The organism is Methylorubrum sp. B1-46 (assembly GCF_021117295.1).
In the GTDB taxonomy this organism is placed as follows: domain Bacteria; phylum Pseudomonadota; class Alphaproteobacteria; order Rhizobiales; family Beijerinckiaceae; genus Methylobacterium.
This window is the reverse complement of record NZ_CP088247.1, coordinates 2,810,748-2,827,516: the sequence shown is the minus strand read 5'-3', so window position 1 is coordinate 2,827,516 and position 16,769 is coordinate 2,810,748. Positions and strand designations below refer to the sequence as shown.

The window sequence follows — 16,769 nt, the reverse complement described above, 5'->3', positions numbered from 1 at the left end:
CGGTTTCAAGCCGGCACTGGCTGCATACGCCCGCGATCTCGGGTTTCCAAGCGCTGCCTAGTCGCGTCGGTCAGTTCGTCACGGGCGCGGACCGGCCAGCCGCGCGGATGCGGCCGAGCACGCTGGCATAGTTCTCCGGCGTCACGATGCCGACGAGCTTGTCGCGGATCACCCCGTCGGGCCCGATGATGAAGGTCTCCGGCACGCCGTAGACGCCGAGATCGATGCCGGCGCGGCCGCTCGTGTCGGCGCCGACCGCCGCGAACGGCAAGCCGTTGCGCTCCAGCCAGCGACGGCCCGCATCGCCCGGATCCTTGTAGTCGATGCCGACGAGACGGATGCCGGGCTCCTGCGCCAGCCGCATCAGCATCGGATGCTCGACCTGGCAGGGCGCGCACCACGACGCGAAGACGTTGAGGACGGTGACCTGCCCCTTCAGGTCGGCACTCGACAGGCCCGGCACCGGTTTGCCGTCGGCCTGAAGGCCGCTCACCGGCGGGAGCGCGAAGGCGGGCACCGGCTTACCGATCAGCGCCGAAGGCAGCGCCGCGGGATCGGCACCCGAGCGCAGCCGCACGAAGAAGGCGACCGCCAGCACAGCGAAGACGAGAACCGGCAGCAGCACGAGGAGCGAGCGGCGGGGACGCTCGCCGCCGGGCGGCACCGCTCCGGGAGCTCGCACGTTCATGGGCGGCCTCCCCGGTCGTCCTGCAGCTCGGCGAGCGCGCGGCGCTGCGCCCGCCCGTCCCGCCAGCCGTTGAGAATCAGCCCACCGAGCACCAGGGCGGCGAAGCCGTAGGAGCCGGCGATGAAGGGGGCGTAGGGTCCGAGGTCCATGGCTCTGCTCAGATCGCCTGTCCGACGGGAAGGGGCGCGGCCGCGCGGGTGACCGGGACGGCGCCCTCGGCACCGGCATCGAGCCGCTCGGCCTGCCGGATCAGCAGCGTGCGCACGCGGCGGCGGTCGATCTCGGTGCGCATCGCCTGAAGGTGTAGGGTGACGCCGAGCAGGGTCATCGCCAGCACCATCTCGAGCAGCGGGTAGAGCATGGAAGAATCAATCGATGAGCCGCCCATGCGCAGGATCGAGGCCGGCTGGTGCAGGGTGGACCACCAATTCACCGAGAACTTGATGATCGGCAGGTTCACCGCGCCGACCAGCGTCAGGATCGAAACCGCACGCGCCGCCCGGCTCGGATCCTCGATCGTCCGCCACAGGGCGATGATGCCGCAATAGATCAGGAACAGCACCAGCATCGACGTCAAACGCGCGTCCCAGACCCAGTAGGTGCCCCACATCGGCTTGCCCCAGAGCGAGCCGGTGACGAGGCAGATCAGGGTGAAGGCCGCGCCGATCGGGGCCGCGGCGCGTTGCGACACGTCGGCAAGCGGATGGCGCCAGACCAGCGTGCCGATCGCCGACAGCGTCATCGCCGCGTAGAAGCCCATGCCGAGGATCGCCGCGGGGACGTGCACGTACATGATCCGCACCGTGTCGCCCTGCTGGTAGTCGGGCGGCACGACGAAGAAGGTCAGGTAGAGTCCGAAGGCGACGAGCGCGGCCGAGGCGGCGGCGAGCCACGGCATGGCCACGCCCGTCCAGCGCAGGAAGTGGCCCGGATGGGCGAGACGGTTCCAGAGAGCGGTCCACATGGCCGCTTCCATACCGCCGAGTGCGCTGCAGCAGCAATGCGCGTCAATGTCCCGGCACCTCCCTCCCCTGCGGATGGCGCGCAAGTCGACGCGCTGCGGAACATTTGGGCAGGGATCAAGCGGAACGGCTCGCAATATCGACGCTTACCGAATTGTCCCGCGCGAAATCAGCATTTCGGGATGAGAAGACCACGTTGCAGGCCGTTCCATGCTGATCAAGACCGGATACGACATCACCTTCGAGACGGACGCCGCGACGCCGATGTCGCTGCTGCTGAGCGTCCACCCCTCGCGTCAGGGCGATCTGCGCAGCCCGGAGACGATCCGCTTCGATCCGCCGGTCCCGCAGCGGCAGACGCTGGATGCCTTCGGCAATGTCTGCACCCGCATCGTCGCGCCGGCCGGGCGCCTCTCGATCTCGGCGGATTTCCTCGTGGCCGATACGGGCCTGCCCGACACGATCGCGCCCGAGGCGGTCCAGGTGCCGGTGGAAGCGCTGCCGGACGAGGTGATGCTCTACCTGATGGCGAGCCGCTACTGCGACACCGACCATCTCTGCGAGTCCGCTTGGCAGCTCTTCGGCCATACGCCGGAGGGCTGGGGACGGGTTCAGGCCATCGTCGATTACGTCCACGCGCGCATCCGGTTCGACTACCAGCAGGCGGATGCGACGCGAACCGCCTCGGACGGCTACCATCAGCAGGTGGGCGTCTGTCGCGATTTCGCGCATCTCGCCATCGCGTTCTGCCGCTGCATGAACATCCCGGCACGTTACTGCACCGGCTATCTCGGCGATATCGGCGTGCCGCCGGTGCCCGATCCGATGGATTTCTCCGCGTGGTTCGAGGTCTATCTCGGCGGGCGCTGGTACACCTTCGATGCCCGCCACAACACGCCGCGAATCGGGCGGATCGTCATGGCGCGTGGTCGCGACGCGACGGATTGCGCGATCTCGACGAGCTTCGGCACGGCGCGTCTGGTCAAGTTCGAGGTTCACACCGACGCGGTGGCGGACGGGACGTCGGCCGATCTGATGCGGGCGGCGTAATCACGCCATCAGTCGATCGGCCACGTCCTCAGCGAGGGAGAGCGAGGAGGTCAGACCTGGACTCTCGATCCCGAAAAGCTGAACCAGCCCCGGCAGCCCGTGCTCGGGCGGGCCGTCGATGCGGAAATCCGCCGCCGGCTCGCCGGGGCCGCTGAGTTTCGTGCGGATGCCGGCGTAGTCGGGCATCAAACGCCCGTCCGGCAGGCCGGGCCAGTAGCGCCGGATCGCCGCCTCGAAGCCTGCGGCGCGCGCCGGATCGACGGTGTAGTCCGGCTCGTTCACCCACTCGACGTCGGGGCCGAACCGCATGCGGCCGGCAAGATCCAGGGTCAGGTGGATGCCCAGGCCACCCTCGACCGGCGCCGGGTAGATCAGTCGCGTGAAGGCCGGCTTGCCGCCGCACCCGAAATAGCTGCCCTTGGCCAGCACCTGACGGGGCACGCAAGTGGGCGCCAAACCCTCGATCCGTCGGGCGAGGGATTGAGCGCCGAGGCCGGCGGCGTTGACGAGACCGTCGACCTGCAGCGTGCCCGGTGCCACGCCGCCGAACCGGACGTGCCATCGCCCGTCCCGCCGCTCGGCGGATTCGATCGGGGTATGGAGGGCCAGCACGCCGCCGGCATCGTCGAGATCGCCGAGGAGGGCGAGCATCAGGGCATGGCTGTCGACGATTCCGGTCGCGGGCGAATGGAGCGCGGCGACGCAGGACAGGGCCGGCTCCAGGGCGGCGGCTTCGGCCCGGTCGAGCAGCCGAAGGTCCTCGACCCCGTTCGCGGCGCCGCGCAGACAGATTGTTTCGAGCGCCGAGTGCTCCGCCTCCCGCGTGGCCACGATGAGCTTGCCGCAGAGCCGGTAGGGCACACCGTGACTTTCGCAGAAGCCGACGAGGCGGTGGCGCCCTTCCACGCAATGGCGGGCGCGGAGTGAGCCCGGCGGGTAATACATCCCGCCGTGGATCACCTCCGAGCTGCGGGCGGACACACCCGTGCCGATCGCCGCGGCCGCCTCGGCGAGGATGACCGAGGCGCCGCGTAGGGCGAGGGCCCGCGCGACTGCGAGCCCGACCACCCCGGCTCCAACGACCAGCGCCTCCATGCCACGCCTGCCTCATAACTCACGACGCAGGCCATCCTCCCCGGCCGCGAGGATCCGGCGGTGCCCGGAGCGACGAGCCGACCCGATCGCTCGCCCGATCGTTTGCCCGACCTTGTCGGTCTCAGTTCTTGCTGTCGAGCGGGCGCCCGAGGAGCCGCGCGAACTCCGCCTCGATTTCCTCCACCGAGAACGGGTTCTGGCCCCCGGCGGGCGGCTCCGTTGATTCGGCCTTCGGCTCGCTCTTCGGCGGCTCGGGTCTCGCGGCTCCGGGCCTGAACGGCTCGGACTTGGGAGACTCGGGCCTGGAAGACTCCGGCCTAGGAGTTTCGGGCCTGGGAGATTCGGGCTTGGCCGACTCGGATCTGGGAGATTCAGGCTTGACCGGTTCGGGTCTGGACGGCGCCACGAATTGCGGCGGCGCGACGGGCTTGGCGGACGCCGCCGGCTTCGGCTCGGGCCGAAGCTCTGGTCTCGGCTCGGCCTGCGGCGGCGGTTCCGGCTTGGCCGGGACGGGCGTCGGCACAACGGACGCCGGTGGCGCCGAGCGGACGGGCTCGACCGACCGGGGCGCCGCCACGGCAGCCATCGCGGCCGCCACGGGATCGGGTTCGGAGGGTGCCGGCTCGGCCGGCTTCAGGGCCGGCGGCGGTGTTTCGGGGGCACCGGCGGGCGGCGGCGTGACGGCGGACGAGGGACGCTTCAGCGCCACCTGGAGCTGGCGTGCCATGTCGGAGAGAACCGCCGGATCGACCGCTCTCGGTTCACGGCTCGCCATAATCGGGGCCGGCTCGGATACGGGCTCCGGCGCTACCGCTGCGTCCGGTCGAGGGTTGCGTTGGGAAGCGGGCTCCGGGCGCGGGCTGACCACGGGCGGCGCCGTGCGCCGCATCAGGCGGCTCACCGGCGTGACCGGCCGGGAAGGTGCGTCGGCGGGCGAGATCTCGGGCTCGAACAGATCGGGATCGAGGGGCGGAGCCCGGTCGGTCGCGGGCGGCGCGCCGGGAACGGCGGGCGGCACCACCTCCGGCATCGCGAAGGTCGGGGGCATCGGCGAGTCGAGGAACGGGTCGGTGCGCGGCGGTTCCAGGCCGCCGGGTTCGGCGGCGCCGATCTCGCCCGCGCGGACAGCGCCCTCCGCGGCGTAGCGGCTCCCTGCGCCGCGCTGGATATGGCGCTCGACCACGACGTCGTTGGGGCCGCCGACGAGCAGCAGATGCTCCACGTTGTCCCGCCGCAGCAGGATGAGCTGCCGCTGCCGGTCGAGTTCGTAGATGTCGACGATGCCGAGCCGCGGCTGGCGCCCGCGACCACCTGCCCCCGCCGAGAGGGTAAGGCCGCGCCCGGAGAGCCGCATGAACAGCAGCGCCGCGATCAGGAACAGCACCAGGATGACGAGAAAGATCACCAGGAACTGCAGGGCGTAGGAGCCCTCGGAACTGAAGAACGCTTGCAAGACCTGCGTCTTTCGTAGTCGGGGCTCCGGTGTCGGCGCGCGGCGCCCAGCAGCGACTGGAGCCGGCGGGCGACGCGAACTCGGCCCCACGCAATACAGAAGGCGATTATCGCCTCCGGCTCGCTGCCCGGCAACAAAGGCTGACACTTCGTTAACAACTCGGTGGGGTCGAAACCGAGCTTTCTGCACCTGAAACGTGCCGTGCGGCACTGTGAGCACGCGGCAGGATTTGCCGGGTTAACGGCTCCTTAACCATGTTGGCGGCAGTTTCTGCCGGGTCCGGATCTGCGGCTCCTTCGACTTTCATCGCCCGCCGCGCCGGCTCCGAGGCACCATGTCGCTCACCGACCTGCCCCTGCTCGGCATGCTGCGCACCCGGATGCACTGGCATCAGGCGCGCCAAGGCCTCCTCGCCGAGAACGTCGCCAATGCCGACATGGCGGGGTTTCGCCCGCGCGACCTGGCCGAGCCCTCGGCCGGCTCCGCCGGCCTTGCCGCCCCGCTCGGAGCCTCCGTCGGCGGCGATGGCCTCGCCCGCACCGCTTCCGGGCATATCGGCCTGTCGGCGAGCGCCGGGCCGAATGCCGACCCTCGCCGCTTCAAGGGCTTCGAGGTCCGACCCTCCGGCAACGGGGTGAATCTCGAGGAGGAGATGATGAAGGCCGGTGACAACCAAGCCGACTATCAGCTCGTCGCCACGCTCTACCAGAAGAGCCTCGACGCCCTGAAGATCGCCGTCGGCAAGCGCTGAAGCGGGTAAGCGGAGACCGTCATGGATTTCCTCAAGAGCCTCGGCATCGCCGCCTCCGGCCTGAAGGCGCAGTCGGGACGGATGCGCATCATCGCCGAGAACATCGCCAACGCGGATTCGACCGCCCAGACCGCCGGCGGCGACCCTTACCGGCGCAAGATCCCGACCTTCACGAGCCGCTTCGACCGCGAATTGAACGCCAGTGTCATCGAAGCCGGCCGGGTGCGGCGCGATCCCACACCGTTCCGCACCAAGCATGATCCCGGCAACCCGGCCGCGGATGCCCGCGGTGAGGTGCGCCTGCCGAACGTCAACGGGCTCATCGAGAACATGGACATGCGCGAGGCCCAGCGCTCCTACGAGGCCAACCTCAACATGGTGACCGCCACGCGGCGGATGATCTCCCGCACCCTCGAGATCCTGAAGGCGTAGCCCCGATGACGACCTCCGCCTTCGCCGCCGGCGCCTACGGTGCCGCCCAGAGCCTCGCTCGCCCCGGCGCCCCGAAGCCCGCTCAGGGCATGGCCCAGGGGCTGACCGCACCGGGCGGCTTCACTGGCTTCCTGCAACAGAGCCTCGACAGCGTGGCCCAATCCGGCGCGCAGGCCGACCGCGCCGCCCTCTCGGCGGCGGCGGGCAAGGCCAACGTGGTGGATGTCGTCACGGCCGTGGCCGAGAGCGAGACCGCCCTCCAGACCCTGGTCGCGGTACGCGACCGCGTGATCTCGGCCTACGAAGAGATCATGCGCATGCCGATCTAGTTTTTGGCCCCTCCCCGCGTGCGGGCAGAGGGAACACCGCCGCCCACAGCCAAAGCCGAAAGCCCCATGACCGGCCTCGCCATCCTCGACATCGCCCGTGACGGCATCTTCGTCTTCCTGAAGGTGGCCGGCCCGCTGATGATCGTCGCCCTCGTCGTCGGCTTGGTCGTGTCGCTGTTCCAGGCGCTGACGCAGATCCAGGAGCAGACCCTGATCTACGTGCCGAAGATCGTCGCGGTGTTCGGGGTGATGCTCCTGATGCTGCCCTTCATCGGCGATGCCATGTCCGCCTACATGGCGCGGATCGCCGCCCGGATCGCCGCAGGCGGGTAATGCAGCGGCAGCGCGGGCCCGGCCGAGCGTGTAGGAGGGGCGGGCATGACCACGCCGCTCGACCTGCTGCTGCTGCCCGGCCTCGCGGCGGCCTTCCTCATCACCTTCGCCCGGGTCGGCACGCTGATCATGCTGATGCCGGGCCTGGGCGAGCAGCTCATCGCCGGCCGCATCCGACTTGCGCTGGCGCTCCTCGTGACGCTGGTGCTGTTCCCCACCGTGCGGCCGATGCTGCCGACGGGCAATGCTGCGCTCGCCGCGCCGGCCCTGATCGGGCTCCTGTTCGGCGAGATCCTGATCGGGCTGATGCTGGGCCTGTGCGTGCGCATGATCGTCGCCGCTCTGCAGACGGCCGGCACGGTGATCTCGCAGCAGCTCGGCCTGTCCTACGCCATGACCATCGATCCGACGATGGGCGGGCAGCAGGCCGCGCTCGGAAACTTCCTGGCCCTGCTCGGCGTCACCCTGATCATGGCGACCGACCTGCACCACATCGCTCTCGAAGCGATCGGGCGCAGCTACGTCCTGCTGCCGCCGAGCGGTGTGCCGGCCATGGCGGACGCCGCCAAGCTGGCCCTCGACGCCTTCAGCCGCGGCTTCGCCCTGGCGGTGCGGATCTCCGGGCCCTTCATCGTCTTCGGCATCCTGTTCAATCTCGGGCTCGGCGTGCTCTCCCGGCTGATGCCGCAATTGCAGGTCTTCTTCCTCGCCGTGCCCGCCTCGGTGCTGATCGGCATGATGCTGCTCGTCGGCGCGCTAGGCCTCGTCATGGGGCTGTTCCTGGACGATCTCGGCCGCTATCTCGGAGCGTTCCTCGGGCGCTGAGCGTCCGCGCATCGATCCGGAACGGGGGAGCCTGAGCCGGTGTCCGACGAGACCGACGACGAGGACAAGACCGAAGACCCGACGCCACGGCGCATCGAGCAGGCGATCGAGCGCGGCGACGTCCCGAACTCCCCCGAGATCAACACCTTCTTCATCCTGGCGGCCTTCACCCTCGCCCTGATGCTCTCGGCCCGCCCCGTGGCCGAGGGGCTGACCCGCGACATGCGCGGCTTCCTCGAACATGCCGGCAGCCTGTCCTCGGATGGGGGCACCTATCTCGGCGTCGCCTTCCGCGCGGGTTGGGTCTGCGCCAAGGCGCTCGCCGTGCCGCTCGGCATCGCCATGCTCGCGGCCCTCGCCGCCGGCCTGATCCAGCACCGGCCGATCTTCACCGCCGAGAGCCTGATGCCGAAATTCTCGCGCATCTCGCCGATGGCCGGGGCCAAGCGACTGCTCGGCACCGATGCCTGGGTCAATTTCGGCAAGGGACTCGCCAAGATCATCGTGGTCGGTGCGGTCGCCGGGGCGATCCTGTGGAACGAGCACGACCGGGCGGAATCCTTCGCCCAACTCGATCCGGGTGCGGCGCTTCAGGGCACCCTCACCCTCGCGCTCAAGATGATGGGCGGCACGCTCGCCATTTACGCCGCCATCGCCCTCAGCGACGCGCTGTATCAGCGCCACCGCTGGCACACGCGCCTGCGCATGACCAAGGAAGAGATGAAGCAGGAGCACAAGGAGAGCGAGGGCAGCCCCGAGGTGAAGGCCCGGGTGCGTCAGTTGCGCCAGGCGCGGGTGAAGAAGCGGATGATGGCCGCCGTGCCCACCGCGACCGTGGTGGTGACGAACCCGACCCACTTCGCCGTGGCCCTGCGCTACGAGACCGGCATGGCCGCGCCCATTTGCGTCGCCAAAGGCGTCGACTCGCTGGCCTTGCGCATCCGCGCGGTCGCCGCCGACCACGACGTGCCGGTGCTGGAGAACCCGCCGCTCGCCCGCGCCCTGCATGCCACGGTTGAGATCGATCAGGAGATTCCCGCCGAGCACTATCGCGCAGTTGCAGAAGTGATCGGTTTCGTGCTTCGCCTGCGCCGCCGGGCCGCCTGAGGCGGATTTCTGTTCCGCATGGGACGGCGAAGTCGTTCAGGCGCCACGGTTTATGCACCATTGTCCGGCAATGCTCCGGCACAAGGCGCGGCGGTTGACGACCCACAGGGCTCGAAGCAGCGAGTGCGGCGGCCAAAGGGTGGCGGCCATGTGCGAGGGATGGGTAGGGCCTGATGGCTGAGGTCAGCGGACCAGCGGTGCCGGCGTCCGGTTCGATCGATCGTTCGGAACGGCCCGGCCGGGTCGGCCTGCTGCTGATGCTGGCGGGGCTGCTCGTCGGCGCGGCGGTCGGGCTGTCGTTCGTCGCCAACGAGCAGGCGCAGCCGCTCATCCTCGCCCTGCTGGCGCTGCTCGCCATGGCGGGCGTGTTCTTCCTGTTCGCCCTGGCCATCGGCGCGCTGCAGCTCGCCGGCCCGGCCGCCCGCGACGACATCACCCGCGCCATCGTCGATGCGGCCCCCGAGGGCAAGCTCGTCGTCGAGGATAACGGGCGGATGATCTACGCCAACGAGGCCTATATGCGCCTTGCGGGCGGCGACAGCTTTTCGAACCTCCGCTCGATCGAGCGCATCTTCGTCGGGGCGCCCGAGGTGTCGGAGGCCGTCTACCGGCTCGCCCAGGCCTCCCGCGACGACCGCGCCTACGCGGAAGAGATCCGGATGTCGCCCCCGCCGGGCGGCGCGCCGGATCGCGACTTCGCTTGGTACCGCATCGCGGTGCGGCCGATCCCGCGCCACCGCGGCTCCGCGGCTCTCTGGACGGTGAGCGACATCACCCACGAGCGCGAGCGCCAGGAGAACGTCTTCCAGGAGCTGCAGCACGCGATCGATTATCTCGATCACGCGCCGGCCGGCTTCCTCTCGATCGATGCGGCCGGCTCGATCGTCTACATGAATGCGACGCTTGCCTCCTGGCTCGGCTACGACCTCGCCACGGTGGGTTCCGGCGGGCTGAAGCTCTTGGAGATCGCGCCCGGCGCCGACATGCTCACGGCCGCTCCTGGATTGCCCGGCGAGGTGCGCACCGATCGCTACGACATCGACTTGCGCCGCCGCAACGGTCAGCCCCTCCCGACCCGGCTCTACCACCGCGTCGCCTACGGGCAGGACGGGGCGCCCGGCCCCTCGCGCACCTTCGTGCTCAACCGCTCCGCCGGCTCGGATTCCGACGAGCCGCAGCGCGCGGCGGAGGTGCGGCTGGCCCGCTTTCTCAACAACAGCCCGATCGCCATCGCCACCCTCGACCGCGACGGCCGCGTCATCCGCGCCAACACCTCGTTCGTGCGGCTGTTCGCCGGCATGCCGCGCCAGCCGGCGGCGGAAGCCGGCCGCGATGCGCCGGACCCGATGATGCGCGACGCCGTGCTGGAGCGCGACCGCGGCGCCATCGAGGGCGCGCTGGCCCGCGCCGCCAACGGTTTCGGCGGCCTCGATCCGATCGAAGTCGGCCTGTCCGGTCCCGGCGAGCGCTCGGCCCGCGTCTGGATGAGCCCGGCGGATGCCGACGGGACGCAAGGCCAGGATGCCGAGGGCAAGGCCACCGGCGACGGCGACCGCGAGCGGGTGATCCTCTACGCCCTCGACACCACCGCTCAGCGCCAACTGGAGCAACAGGTCGCCCAGACCCAGAAGATGGACACCGTGGGCCAGCTTGCCGGCGGCATTGCCCACGACTTCAACAACGTGCTCCAGGCGATCATCGGCTACTCGGATCTGCTGCTCGCCAGCCACCGGCCGACAGACCACGCCTTCCAGGACATCATGCAGATCAAGCAGAACGCGAACCGGGCCGCGTCCCTGGTGCGCCAACTGCTGGCCTTCTCCCGCCGCCAGACCCTGCGACCGGAGGTGATGGATGTCGGCGAGGCGCTCTCCGACCTGACGCTGCTGCTCAAGCGCCTGCTCGGCGAGCGCGTGCAGCTCGATTTCCGCCACGGGCGCGAGATCTGGCCGATCAAGGCCGACGTGAATCAGTTCGAGCAGGTGATCGTGAACCTCGCGGTCAACGCCCGCGATGCCATGCCGGGCGGCGGCAGCCTGACGATCCGCACCGCCAACTGCCCAGTCGACGGCGAGCGTCCGGTCGGGATTCCGGCGGGCGATCACGTCATGATCGAGGTGACCGATACCGGCGAGGGCATCCCACCCGAGGTGCGCCAGAAAATCTTCGAGCCGTTCTTCACGACCAAGGAGATCGGCAAGGGCACCGGGCTCGGGCTCTCGACGGTGTTCGGCATCGTCAACCAGTCGGGCGGCGCCATCGACGTGCAATCGCAAGTCGGCGAAGGCACCACCTTCCGCATCTACCTTCCGCGCCACGAGCCCGGCATCGAAGCGCTGCCCGAGCCGCTGCCGCCGCCCCGCGCGATCGCCGGGCGGGATACGACCGCGCCGGCCAAGCCCGACCCATCCGATGGGGCGGAGCCGAAGCCCGAATCGGTCGAGACAACCGACGCGAAGCGGACCGAGCCGGACACGGACGCCGCGCCTCCCGTTGCGCGGGCACCGGAGCCGCCGGCGAAGCCGGCGACCGACCATACCGGTCAGGGCACCGTCCTGCTCGTCGAGGACGAGGATCCGGTTCGCGCGGTCAATTCCCGTGCCCTGTCGGCACGCGGCTACACCGTGCTCGAGGCCGCTTCGGGGATTGAGGCCCTCCGCCTGATCCAGGAGCATGCCGATGGCATCGATGTGGTGGTGTCGGACGTCGTCATGCCGGAGATGGACGGTCCGACCTTGCTGCGCGAGTTGCGCAAGCACGATCCCGATCTCAAGGTGATCTTCGTCTCCGGTTATGCCGAGGACGCGTTCCGCAAGAATCTGCCCGAGGGCGAGACCTTCAACTTCCTGCCCAAGCCCTTCAGCCTGAAGCAGCTCGTCGAGATGGTGAAGCGCACGATGGCGAGCTGATCTCGACCGGAAAGCGAAAGTGAGCGCTGGACGGAGCGAAGCGCCTGTGCGTCGCCCCGTTCTGCCGCGGTTGCTGCGGCCGGAGCTCTCTCGATCGATGGGAAGATCTCAGGCCCCTCGATCGTCGGGTTCGTCCCCGTCCGTATCGGCTGGAGCGGCTGCTTCCCCTTCCTCGGCCTGGAGGCTGCGCCGCAACTCGAACAAGCTCATCTGCAACAGCGTGCGCTGCCTGAACGTGGCAATCGGCTCGAGGCGCTCCTCCGCTTGACGCAGAAGCTGCTCGATTGCGCGAAGTTCATTGCGGTCTATCGGCATGACGATGGCCTCGTCACGCATACGACCGAGATACCGTCGATGTCCTGGCTTTCTCATTCTGAGTTGAACGTGACATCAAGATGCCGGGCATGACCATTGCTCTTCGAAAGAATTCAACTTGACAGTGTCGGCCCGAACTCAAAGCAAAGCCAGAATTATACGCAGATTTTTCATATTTACTTCATCTATGTTTTTATTTTCATATTGATCTTCACCTTTTTAATATGATCTTGCTTTGCTGTCTAAAAAATTATGGAGAGCTATGAAAATCATCACTCATCAATTTCAAATGGAAATCGTTAGTTATTTCCACATCGGGCGTAACATAATCGTCGCAGACCACTTTATCAATTCCGTAGTCCCGTCCACTTCGAAACGAACGCGGCATCCGGACGGGGAACGGCGCGATGCGGCGGCGGACCGGAAAGCACCGACGCAGCCCTTGCGCGATGAGAACAAAACAGGTACGAAATCGATCAGCTCCGGCGGATTGAGCGCCGTGCCCCTCCCATGCATAAGGAAGCCTCGCGATGGCCCAGCCTGCGCTGAAGATGGTGGATTCCTCGACAATGGCAGCAGCCGACAAGGACAAGTCCAAGGCGATCGAGGCTGCGCTGACGCAGATCGAGCGCGCCTTCGGCAAGGGCTCGATCATGCGCCTCGGCAAGACCGACAAGGTGCAGGAGGTCGAGACCGTTTCGACGGGTTCGCTCGGCCTCGACATCGCGCTCGGCGTCGGCGGCCTGCCGCGCGGTCGGGTGATCGAGATCTACGGCCCCGAATCGTCGGGCAAGACGACGCTGGCGCTCCACACGATCGCCGAGGCCCAGAAGAAGGGCGGCGTCTGCGCCTTCGTCGACGCGGAGCACGCCCTCGACCCGGTCTATGCGCGCAAGCTCGGCGTCAACCTCGACGACCTGCTGATCTCGCAGCCCGATACCGGCGAGCAGGCGCTCGAAATCACCGACACGCTGGTGCGCTCCGGCGCCATCGACGTGCTCGTGGTCGATTCGGTCGCCGCGCTGACGCCGCGCGCCGAGATCGAGGGCGAGATGGGCGAGAGCCAGCCGGGCCTCCAGGCGCGCCTGATGAGCCAGGCCCTGCGCAAGCTCACCGGTTCGATCTCGCGCTCGAACTGCATGGTGATCTTCATCAACCAGATCCGCATGAAGATCGGCGTGATGTACGGCAGCCCCGAGACCACCACCGGCGGCAACGCGCTGAAGTTCTACGCTTCGGTGCGCCTCGATATCCGCCGCGTTTCGACGCTCAAGGATCGCGACGAGGCCATCGGCAACTCGGTGCGCGTCAAGGTCGTCAAGAACAAGGTCGCGCCGCCCTTCAAGCAGGTCGAGTTCGACATCATGTTCGGCGAGGGCGTGTCGAAGGTCGGCGAGCTGATCGACCTCGGCGTGAAAGCCGGCATCGTCGAGAAGTCGGGCGCGTGGTTCTCCTACGACAGCCAGCGCCTCGGCCAAGGCCGCGAGAATTCCAAGGGTTTTCTGCGCGACAATCCGGATATCGCGAACAAGATCGAAGCCTCGATCCGCCAGAATTCGGGGCTGGTTGCCGACCGCATCCTCGAGAATGCCAAGCCGACCGCCGAGGATCTGGACGAGGGCGAGGCGTAACCCGCTCCGCTCCACCGGAGCCAATCGAGACCGGCCCGTCGCGCGAGCGGCGGGCCTTTTTCGTGCATGGCGCGTCCTCCGTCATCCGCCACGGACCTGCCGACGTGACTTGCACAGCTTCGGCCCGTATGAGGGCCCGACAATGCTGCCGCGCTGCCCGTCAGCCGGCTCCCGACGCGACTTGATTTCCGAGCCTATCCGATGAGCGGCGTCAACGAGATCCGATCGACTTTCCTGGACTACTTCCGGGATGCCGGGCACGCAGTGGTGCCCTCGTCCTCGCTGGTGCCGAAGAACGACCCGACGTTGATGTTCACCAACGCCGGCATGGTGCAGTTCAAGAACGTCTTCACCGGCGTCGAGAAGCGGCCCTACGTCAAGGCGACCTCGTCGCAGAAATGCGTTCGCGCCGGCGGCAAGCACAACGATCTCGACAATGTCGGCTACACCGCCCGGCACCACACCTTCTTCGAGATGCTCGGCAATTTCTCCTTCGGCGATTATTTCAAGGCCGATGCGATCGAGCTGGCCTGGAAGCTGATCACCAAGGAGTTCGGCCTCACGCCCGAGCGGCTGCTGGTGACCGTCTACGCGGATGACGACGAGGCCGCGGGCCTGTGGCGGAAGATTGCCGGCTTCTCGGACGAGAAGATCATCCGGATCGGCACCTCCGACAATTTCTGGCAGATGGGTGATACCGGCCCCTGCGGCCCGTGCTCCGAGATCTTCATCGACCAGGGCCCGGCTTTGGCCGGCGGACCGCCCGGCTCTCCGGACGAGGATGGCGACCGCTTCCTCGAATTCTGGAACCTCGTCTTCATGCAGTACGAGCAGGTCGAGCCGGGGGTGCGCAATCCCCTGCCCCGGCCCTCGATCGATACCGGCATGGGCCTGGAGCGGATGGCCGCGATCCTCCAGGGCGTCCACTCGAACTACGACACCGACCTGTTCCGCGCCCTGATCGATGCGGTGGCCCACGCCGTGTCGCGCGCGCCGGAGCCCGCGACGCGCGCCTCCTACCGCGTCATCGCCGACCATCTGCGCTCGACCTCGTTCCTGATCGCCGACGGCGTGCTGCCGTCGAACGAGGGCCGCGGCTACGTGCTGCGCCGGATCATGCGCCGCGCCATGCGCCACCTCGAACTGCTCGGCGCCCGCGATCCGGTGATGTACCGCCTCGTGCCGACGCTGGTGCGCGAGATGGGACAGGCCTTCCCCGAACTCGTCCGCAACGAGGCCCTGATCTCCGAGACCCTGCGCCTGGAAGAGGGCCGCTTCCGCAAGACCCTGGAGCGCGGCCTTGCCATCCTCGACGCGGAGACCCGCGATTTGAGCGCTGGCCAGAATCTCTCGGGCGAGACCGCCTTCACCCTCTACGACACCTACGGTTTCCCCCTCGACCTGACCCAGGACGCGCTGAAGGCCCGCGGCATCGGCGTCGACACGGGGGCCTTCGACGCGGCGATGCAGCGCCAGAAGCAGGCGGCGCGTGCCGCTTGGCAGGGCTCGGGCGAGGCCGCGACCGAGACCGTCTGGTTCGGCATCAAGGAGCGCACCGGCGCGACGGAATTTCTCGGATACGAGACCGAGACCGCCGAGGCCGTCGTCAGCGCCCTCCTGCGCGAGGGCGGCGAGGTCGAGACGATCAAGGCCGGCGAGTCCGGCATCGTCGTCGTCAACCAGACACCGTTCTACGGCGAGTCCGGCGGACAGGTCGGTGATACCGGCACGATCTCCGGGCCCGGCCTCATGGCGCGCGTGACGGGTACGGAAAAGAAGCTCGGCGACCTGTTCGTGCATCACGTCACGGTCGAGGAAGGCACACTCTCCGTCGGCGCGGCCGTGGAGATGAAGGTCGATCACGCCCGCCGCGCCGCGATCCGCGCCAACCACTCGGCCACCCACCTGCTGCACGAGGCGCTGCGTCAGGTGCTCGGCGACCACGTGGCCCAGAAGGGCTCGCTCGTCGCCCCCGAGCGCCTGCGCTTCGACATCAGCCACCCGAAGCCCATCGACGAGGCGGAGCTGAATCGCGTCGAGGAGATTGCCAACGCGGTGCTGCTCCAGAACGCGCCGGTGGTGACCAAGCTGATGGCGGTGGACGAGGCGATCGAATCGGGCGCCCGCGCGCTGTTCGGTGAGAAGTACGGCGACGAGGTCCGCGTCGTCTCCATGGGACGGCCCGTCGATGACGAGGGCCGCGAGGTCGAGGGCCGGTTGCCGAACTTCTCGATCGAGCTGTGCGGCGGCACCCACGTGTCGCAACTCGGCGAGATCGGCCAGATCACGGTGCTCGGCGAGAGTGCGGTCGGCGCCGGCGTGCGCCGGATCGAGGCGATGACCGGCACGGCCGCGCGCCGTCACCGCGCCAGCGAGAGCCGCACGCTGAGCCAGCTCGCCAGCCTGCTCAAGGCACCGGTGGGCGACGTGCCGGACCGGCTCTCCGCCCTGATCGAGGAGCGCCGCCGGCTAGAGAAGGAGCTGACCGACGCGCGCAAGAAGATCGCCATGGGCGGCGCAGCGGGCGGCGGAGACGAGGCCCGCGAGGTCAACGGCGTGAAGCTGATGGCCCGCGTCGTCGAGGGGGTCGAGATGCGCGACCTCAAGGGTCTGGCCGACGAGGGCAAGAGCCGCCTCGGCTCCGGTATCGTCGCCATCGTCGGCGTCTCGGCCGACGGCAAGGCCGGGCTCGTTGTCGGCGTCACCGAGGATCTCACCGACCGCTACGACGCGGTCGGCCTCGTGCGCGCGGGCGCCGGACATCTCGGCGGCAAGGGCGGTGGCGGGCGCCGGGACATGGCTCAGGCCGGCGGCCCGAACGGTGCCGGTGCGGATGCCGCGCTCGCGGCCATCAGCGAGGCGCTTGCCGCCGCCTGACCCGCCCGCGCG

At 68.6% G+C, this 16,769-nt stretch carries 16 protein-coding genes; 10 read left to right on the top strand and 6 right to left on the bottom strand.

Features of this window, described 5'->3' with window-relative positions; all coding sequences use genetic code 11:
- Window positions 1-70: 70 nt before the first annotated feature.
- Genes LPC10_RS13030 through LPC10_RS13020 form a run of 3 tightly spaced genes read right to left on the bottom strand, consistent with a single transcriptional unit; the run spans window position 71 to window position 1,652 of the window.
- Window positions 71-688 carry a DsbE family thiol:disulfide interchange protein gene (locus LPC10_RS13030; protein WP_231342123.1) on the bottom strand — a complete coding sequence of 206 codons (618 nt, stop codon included), beginning with the start codon at window positions 686-688 and terminating at the stop codon, window positions 71-73.
- Entirely contained in the window at window positions 685-837 is a 153-nt protein-coding gene (gene ccmD, locus LPC10_RS13025) for a heme exporter protein CcmD (protein ID WP_108940515.1), read from the bottom strand. Before ccmD ends, LPC10_RS13030 begins: the two co-directional genes overlap by 4 nt.
- Before the next feature lie 8 nt (window positions 838-845).
- Window positions 846-1,652, bottom strand: coding sequence for a heme ABC transporter permease (locus LPC10_RS13020; protein ID WP_231342122.1), 807 nt, complete (start codon window positions 1,650-1,652; stop codon window positions 846-848).
- A gap of 208 nt (window positions 1,653-1,860) precedes the next feature.
- Here LPC10_RS13020 and LPC10_RS13015 point away from each other — a divergent pair, with 208 nt between their 5' ends.
- Entirely contained in the window at window positions 1,861-2,700 is an 840-nt protein-coding gene (locus tag LPC10_RS13015; protein WP_231342121.1) for a transglutaminase family protein, read from the top strand.
- Here the strand turns inward: LPC10_RS13015 and LPC10_RS13010 are convergent, their stop codons facing one another.
- The gene (locus LPC10_RS13010) at window positions 2,701-3,795 is read right to left on the bottom strand and encodes an NAD(P)/FAD-dependent oxidoreductase (RefSeq protein ID WP_231342120.1); all 1,095 of its coding nucleotides are present in this window, start codon (window positions 3,793-3,795) and stop codon (window positions 2,701-2,703) included. It lies immediately after the preceding gene.
- Between the two features lie 121 nt (window positions 3,796-3,916).
- On the bottom strand, window positions 3,917-5,248 hold the full coding sequence (locus LPC10_RS13005; protein WP_231342119.1) for a hypothetical protein: 1,332 nt from the start codon (window positions 5,246-5,248) through the stop codon (window positions 3,917-3,919).
- Between the two features lie 334 nt (window positions 5,249-5,582).
- Between LPC10_RS13005 and flgB the strand changes: the two genes are divergently transcribed.
- The 7 genes from flgB to LPC10_RS12970 all read left to right on the top strand — a co-directional run bounded on the left by flgB (window position 5,583) and on the right by LPC10_RS12970 (window position 11,934).
- Window positions 5,583-5,999, top strand: coding sequence for a flagellar basal body rod protein FlgB (flgB, locus tag LPC10_RS13000; protein ID WP_231342118.1), 417 nt, complete (start codon window positions 5,583-5,585; stop codon window positions 5,997-5,999).
- Between the two features lie 21 nt (window positions 6,000-6,020).
- Window positions 6,021-6,431 (top strand): flagellar basal body rod protein FlgC, encoded by a 411-nt coding sequence (gene flgC, locus LPC10_RS12995; protein WP_096485597.1) that lies wholly within the window; start codon window positions 6,021-6,023, stop codon window positions 6,429-6,431.
- 5 nt (window positions 6,432-6,436) lie between these two features.
- Window positions 6,437-6,760, top strand: a complete 324-nt coding sequence (fliE, locus tag LPC10_RS12990; protein ID WP_231342116.1) for a flagellar hook-basal body complex protein FliE — start codon at window positions 6,437-6,439, stop codon at window positions 6,758-6,760.
- Between the two features lie 66 nt (window positions 6,761-6,826).
- Window positions 6,827-7,093, top strand: coding sequence for a flagellar biosynthesis protein FliQ (gene fliQ, locus LPC10_RS12985; protein WP_231342115.1), 267 nt, complete (start codon window positions 6,827-6,829; stop codon window positions 7,091-7,093).
- A gap of 45 nt (window positions 7,094-7,138) precedes the next feature.
- Complete coding sequence (fliR, locus tag LPC10_RS12980; RefSeq protein WP_231342111.1) at window positions 7,139-7,918, top strand: flagellar biosynthetic protein FliR; 780 nt, start codon at window positions 7,139-7,141, stop codon at window positions 7,916-7,918.
- Between the two features lie 39 nt (window positions 7,919-7,957).
- Window positions 7,958-9,025 (top strand): flagellar biosynthesis protein FlhB, encoded by a 1,068-nt coding sequence (gene flhB / locus LPC10_RS12975; RefSeq protein ID WP_231342110.1) that lies wholly within the window; start codon window positions 7,958-7,960, stop codon window positions 9,023-9,025.
- 173 nt (window positions 9,026-9,198) lie between these two features.
- On the top strand, window positions 9,199-11,934 hold the full coding sequence (locus tag LPC10_RS12970) for an ATP-binding protein (protein WP_231342108.1): 2,736 nt from the start codon (window positions 9,199-9,201) through the stop codon (window positions 11,932-11,934).
- Window positions 11,935-12,042: 108 nt separating this feature from the next.
- On the opposite strand, the gene LPC10_RS12965 is transcribed toward LPC10_RS12970, so the two are convergent.
- Window positions 12,043-12,270, bottom strand: a complete 228-nt coding sequence (locus LPC10_RS12965; protein WP_231342100.1) for a hypothetical protein — start codon at window positions 12,268-12,270, stop codon at window positions 12,043-12,045.
- A gap of 509 nt (window positions 12,271-12,779) precedes the next feature.
- Here LPC10_RS12965 and recA point away from each other — a divergent pair.
- Both recA and alaS read left to right on the top strand, forming a co-directional pair.
- Window positions 12,780-13,880, top strand: a complete 1,101-nt coding sequence (gene recA / locus LPC10_RS12960; protein ID WP_012454508.1) for a recombinase RecA — start codon at window positions 12,780-12,782, stop codon at window positions 13,878-13,880.
- A gap of 201 nt (window positions 13,881-14,081) precedes the next feature.
- Complete coding sequence (gene alaS, locus LPC10_RS12955) at window positions 14,082-16,757, top strand: alanine--tRNA ligase (RefSeq protein ID WP_231342098.1); 2,676 nt, start codon at window positions 14,082-14,084, stop codon at window positions 16,755-16,757.
- Window positions 16,758-16,769: the final 12 nt, after the last annotated feature.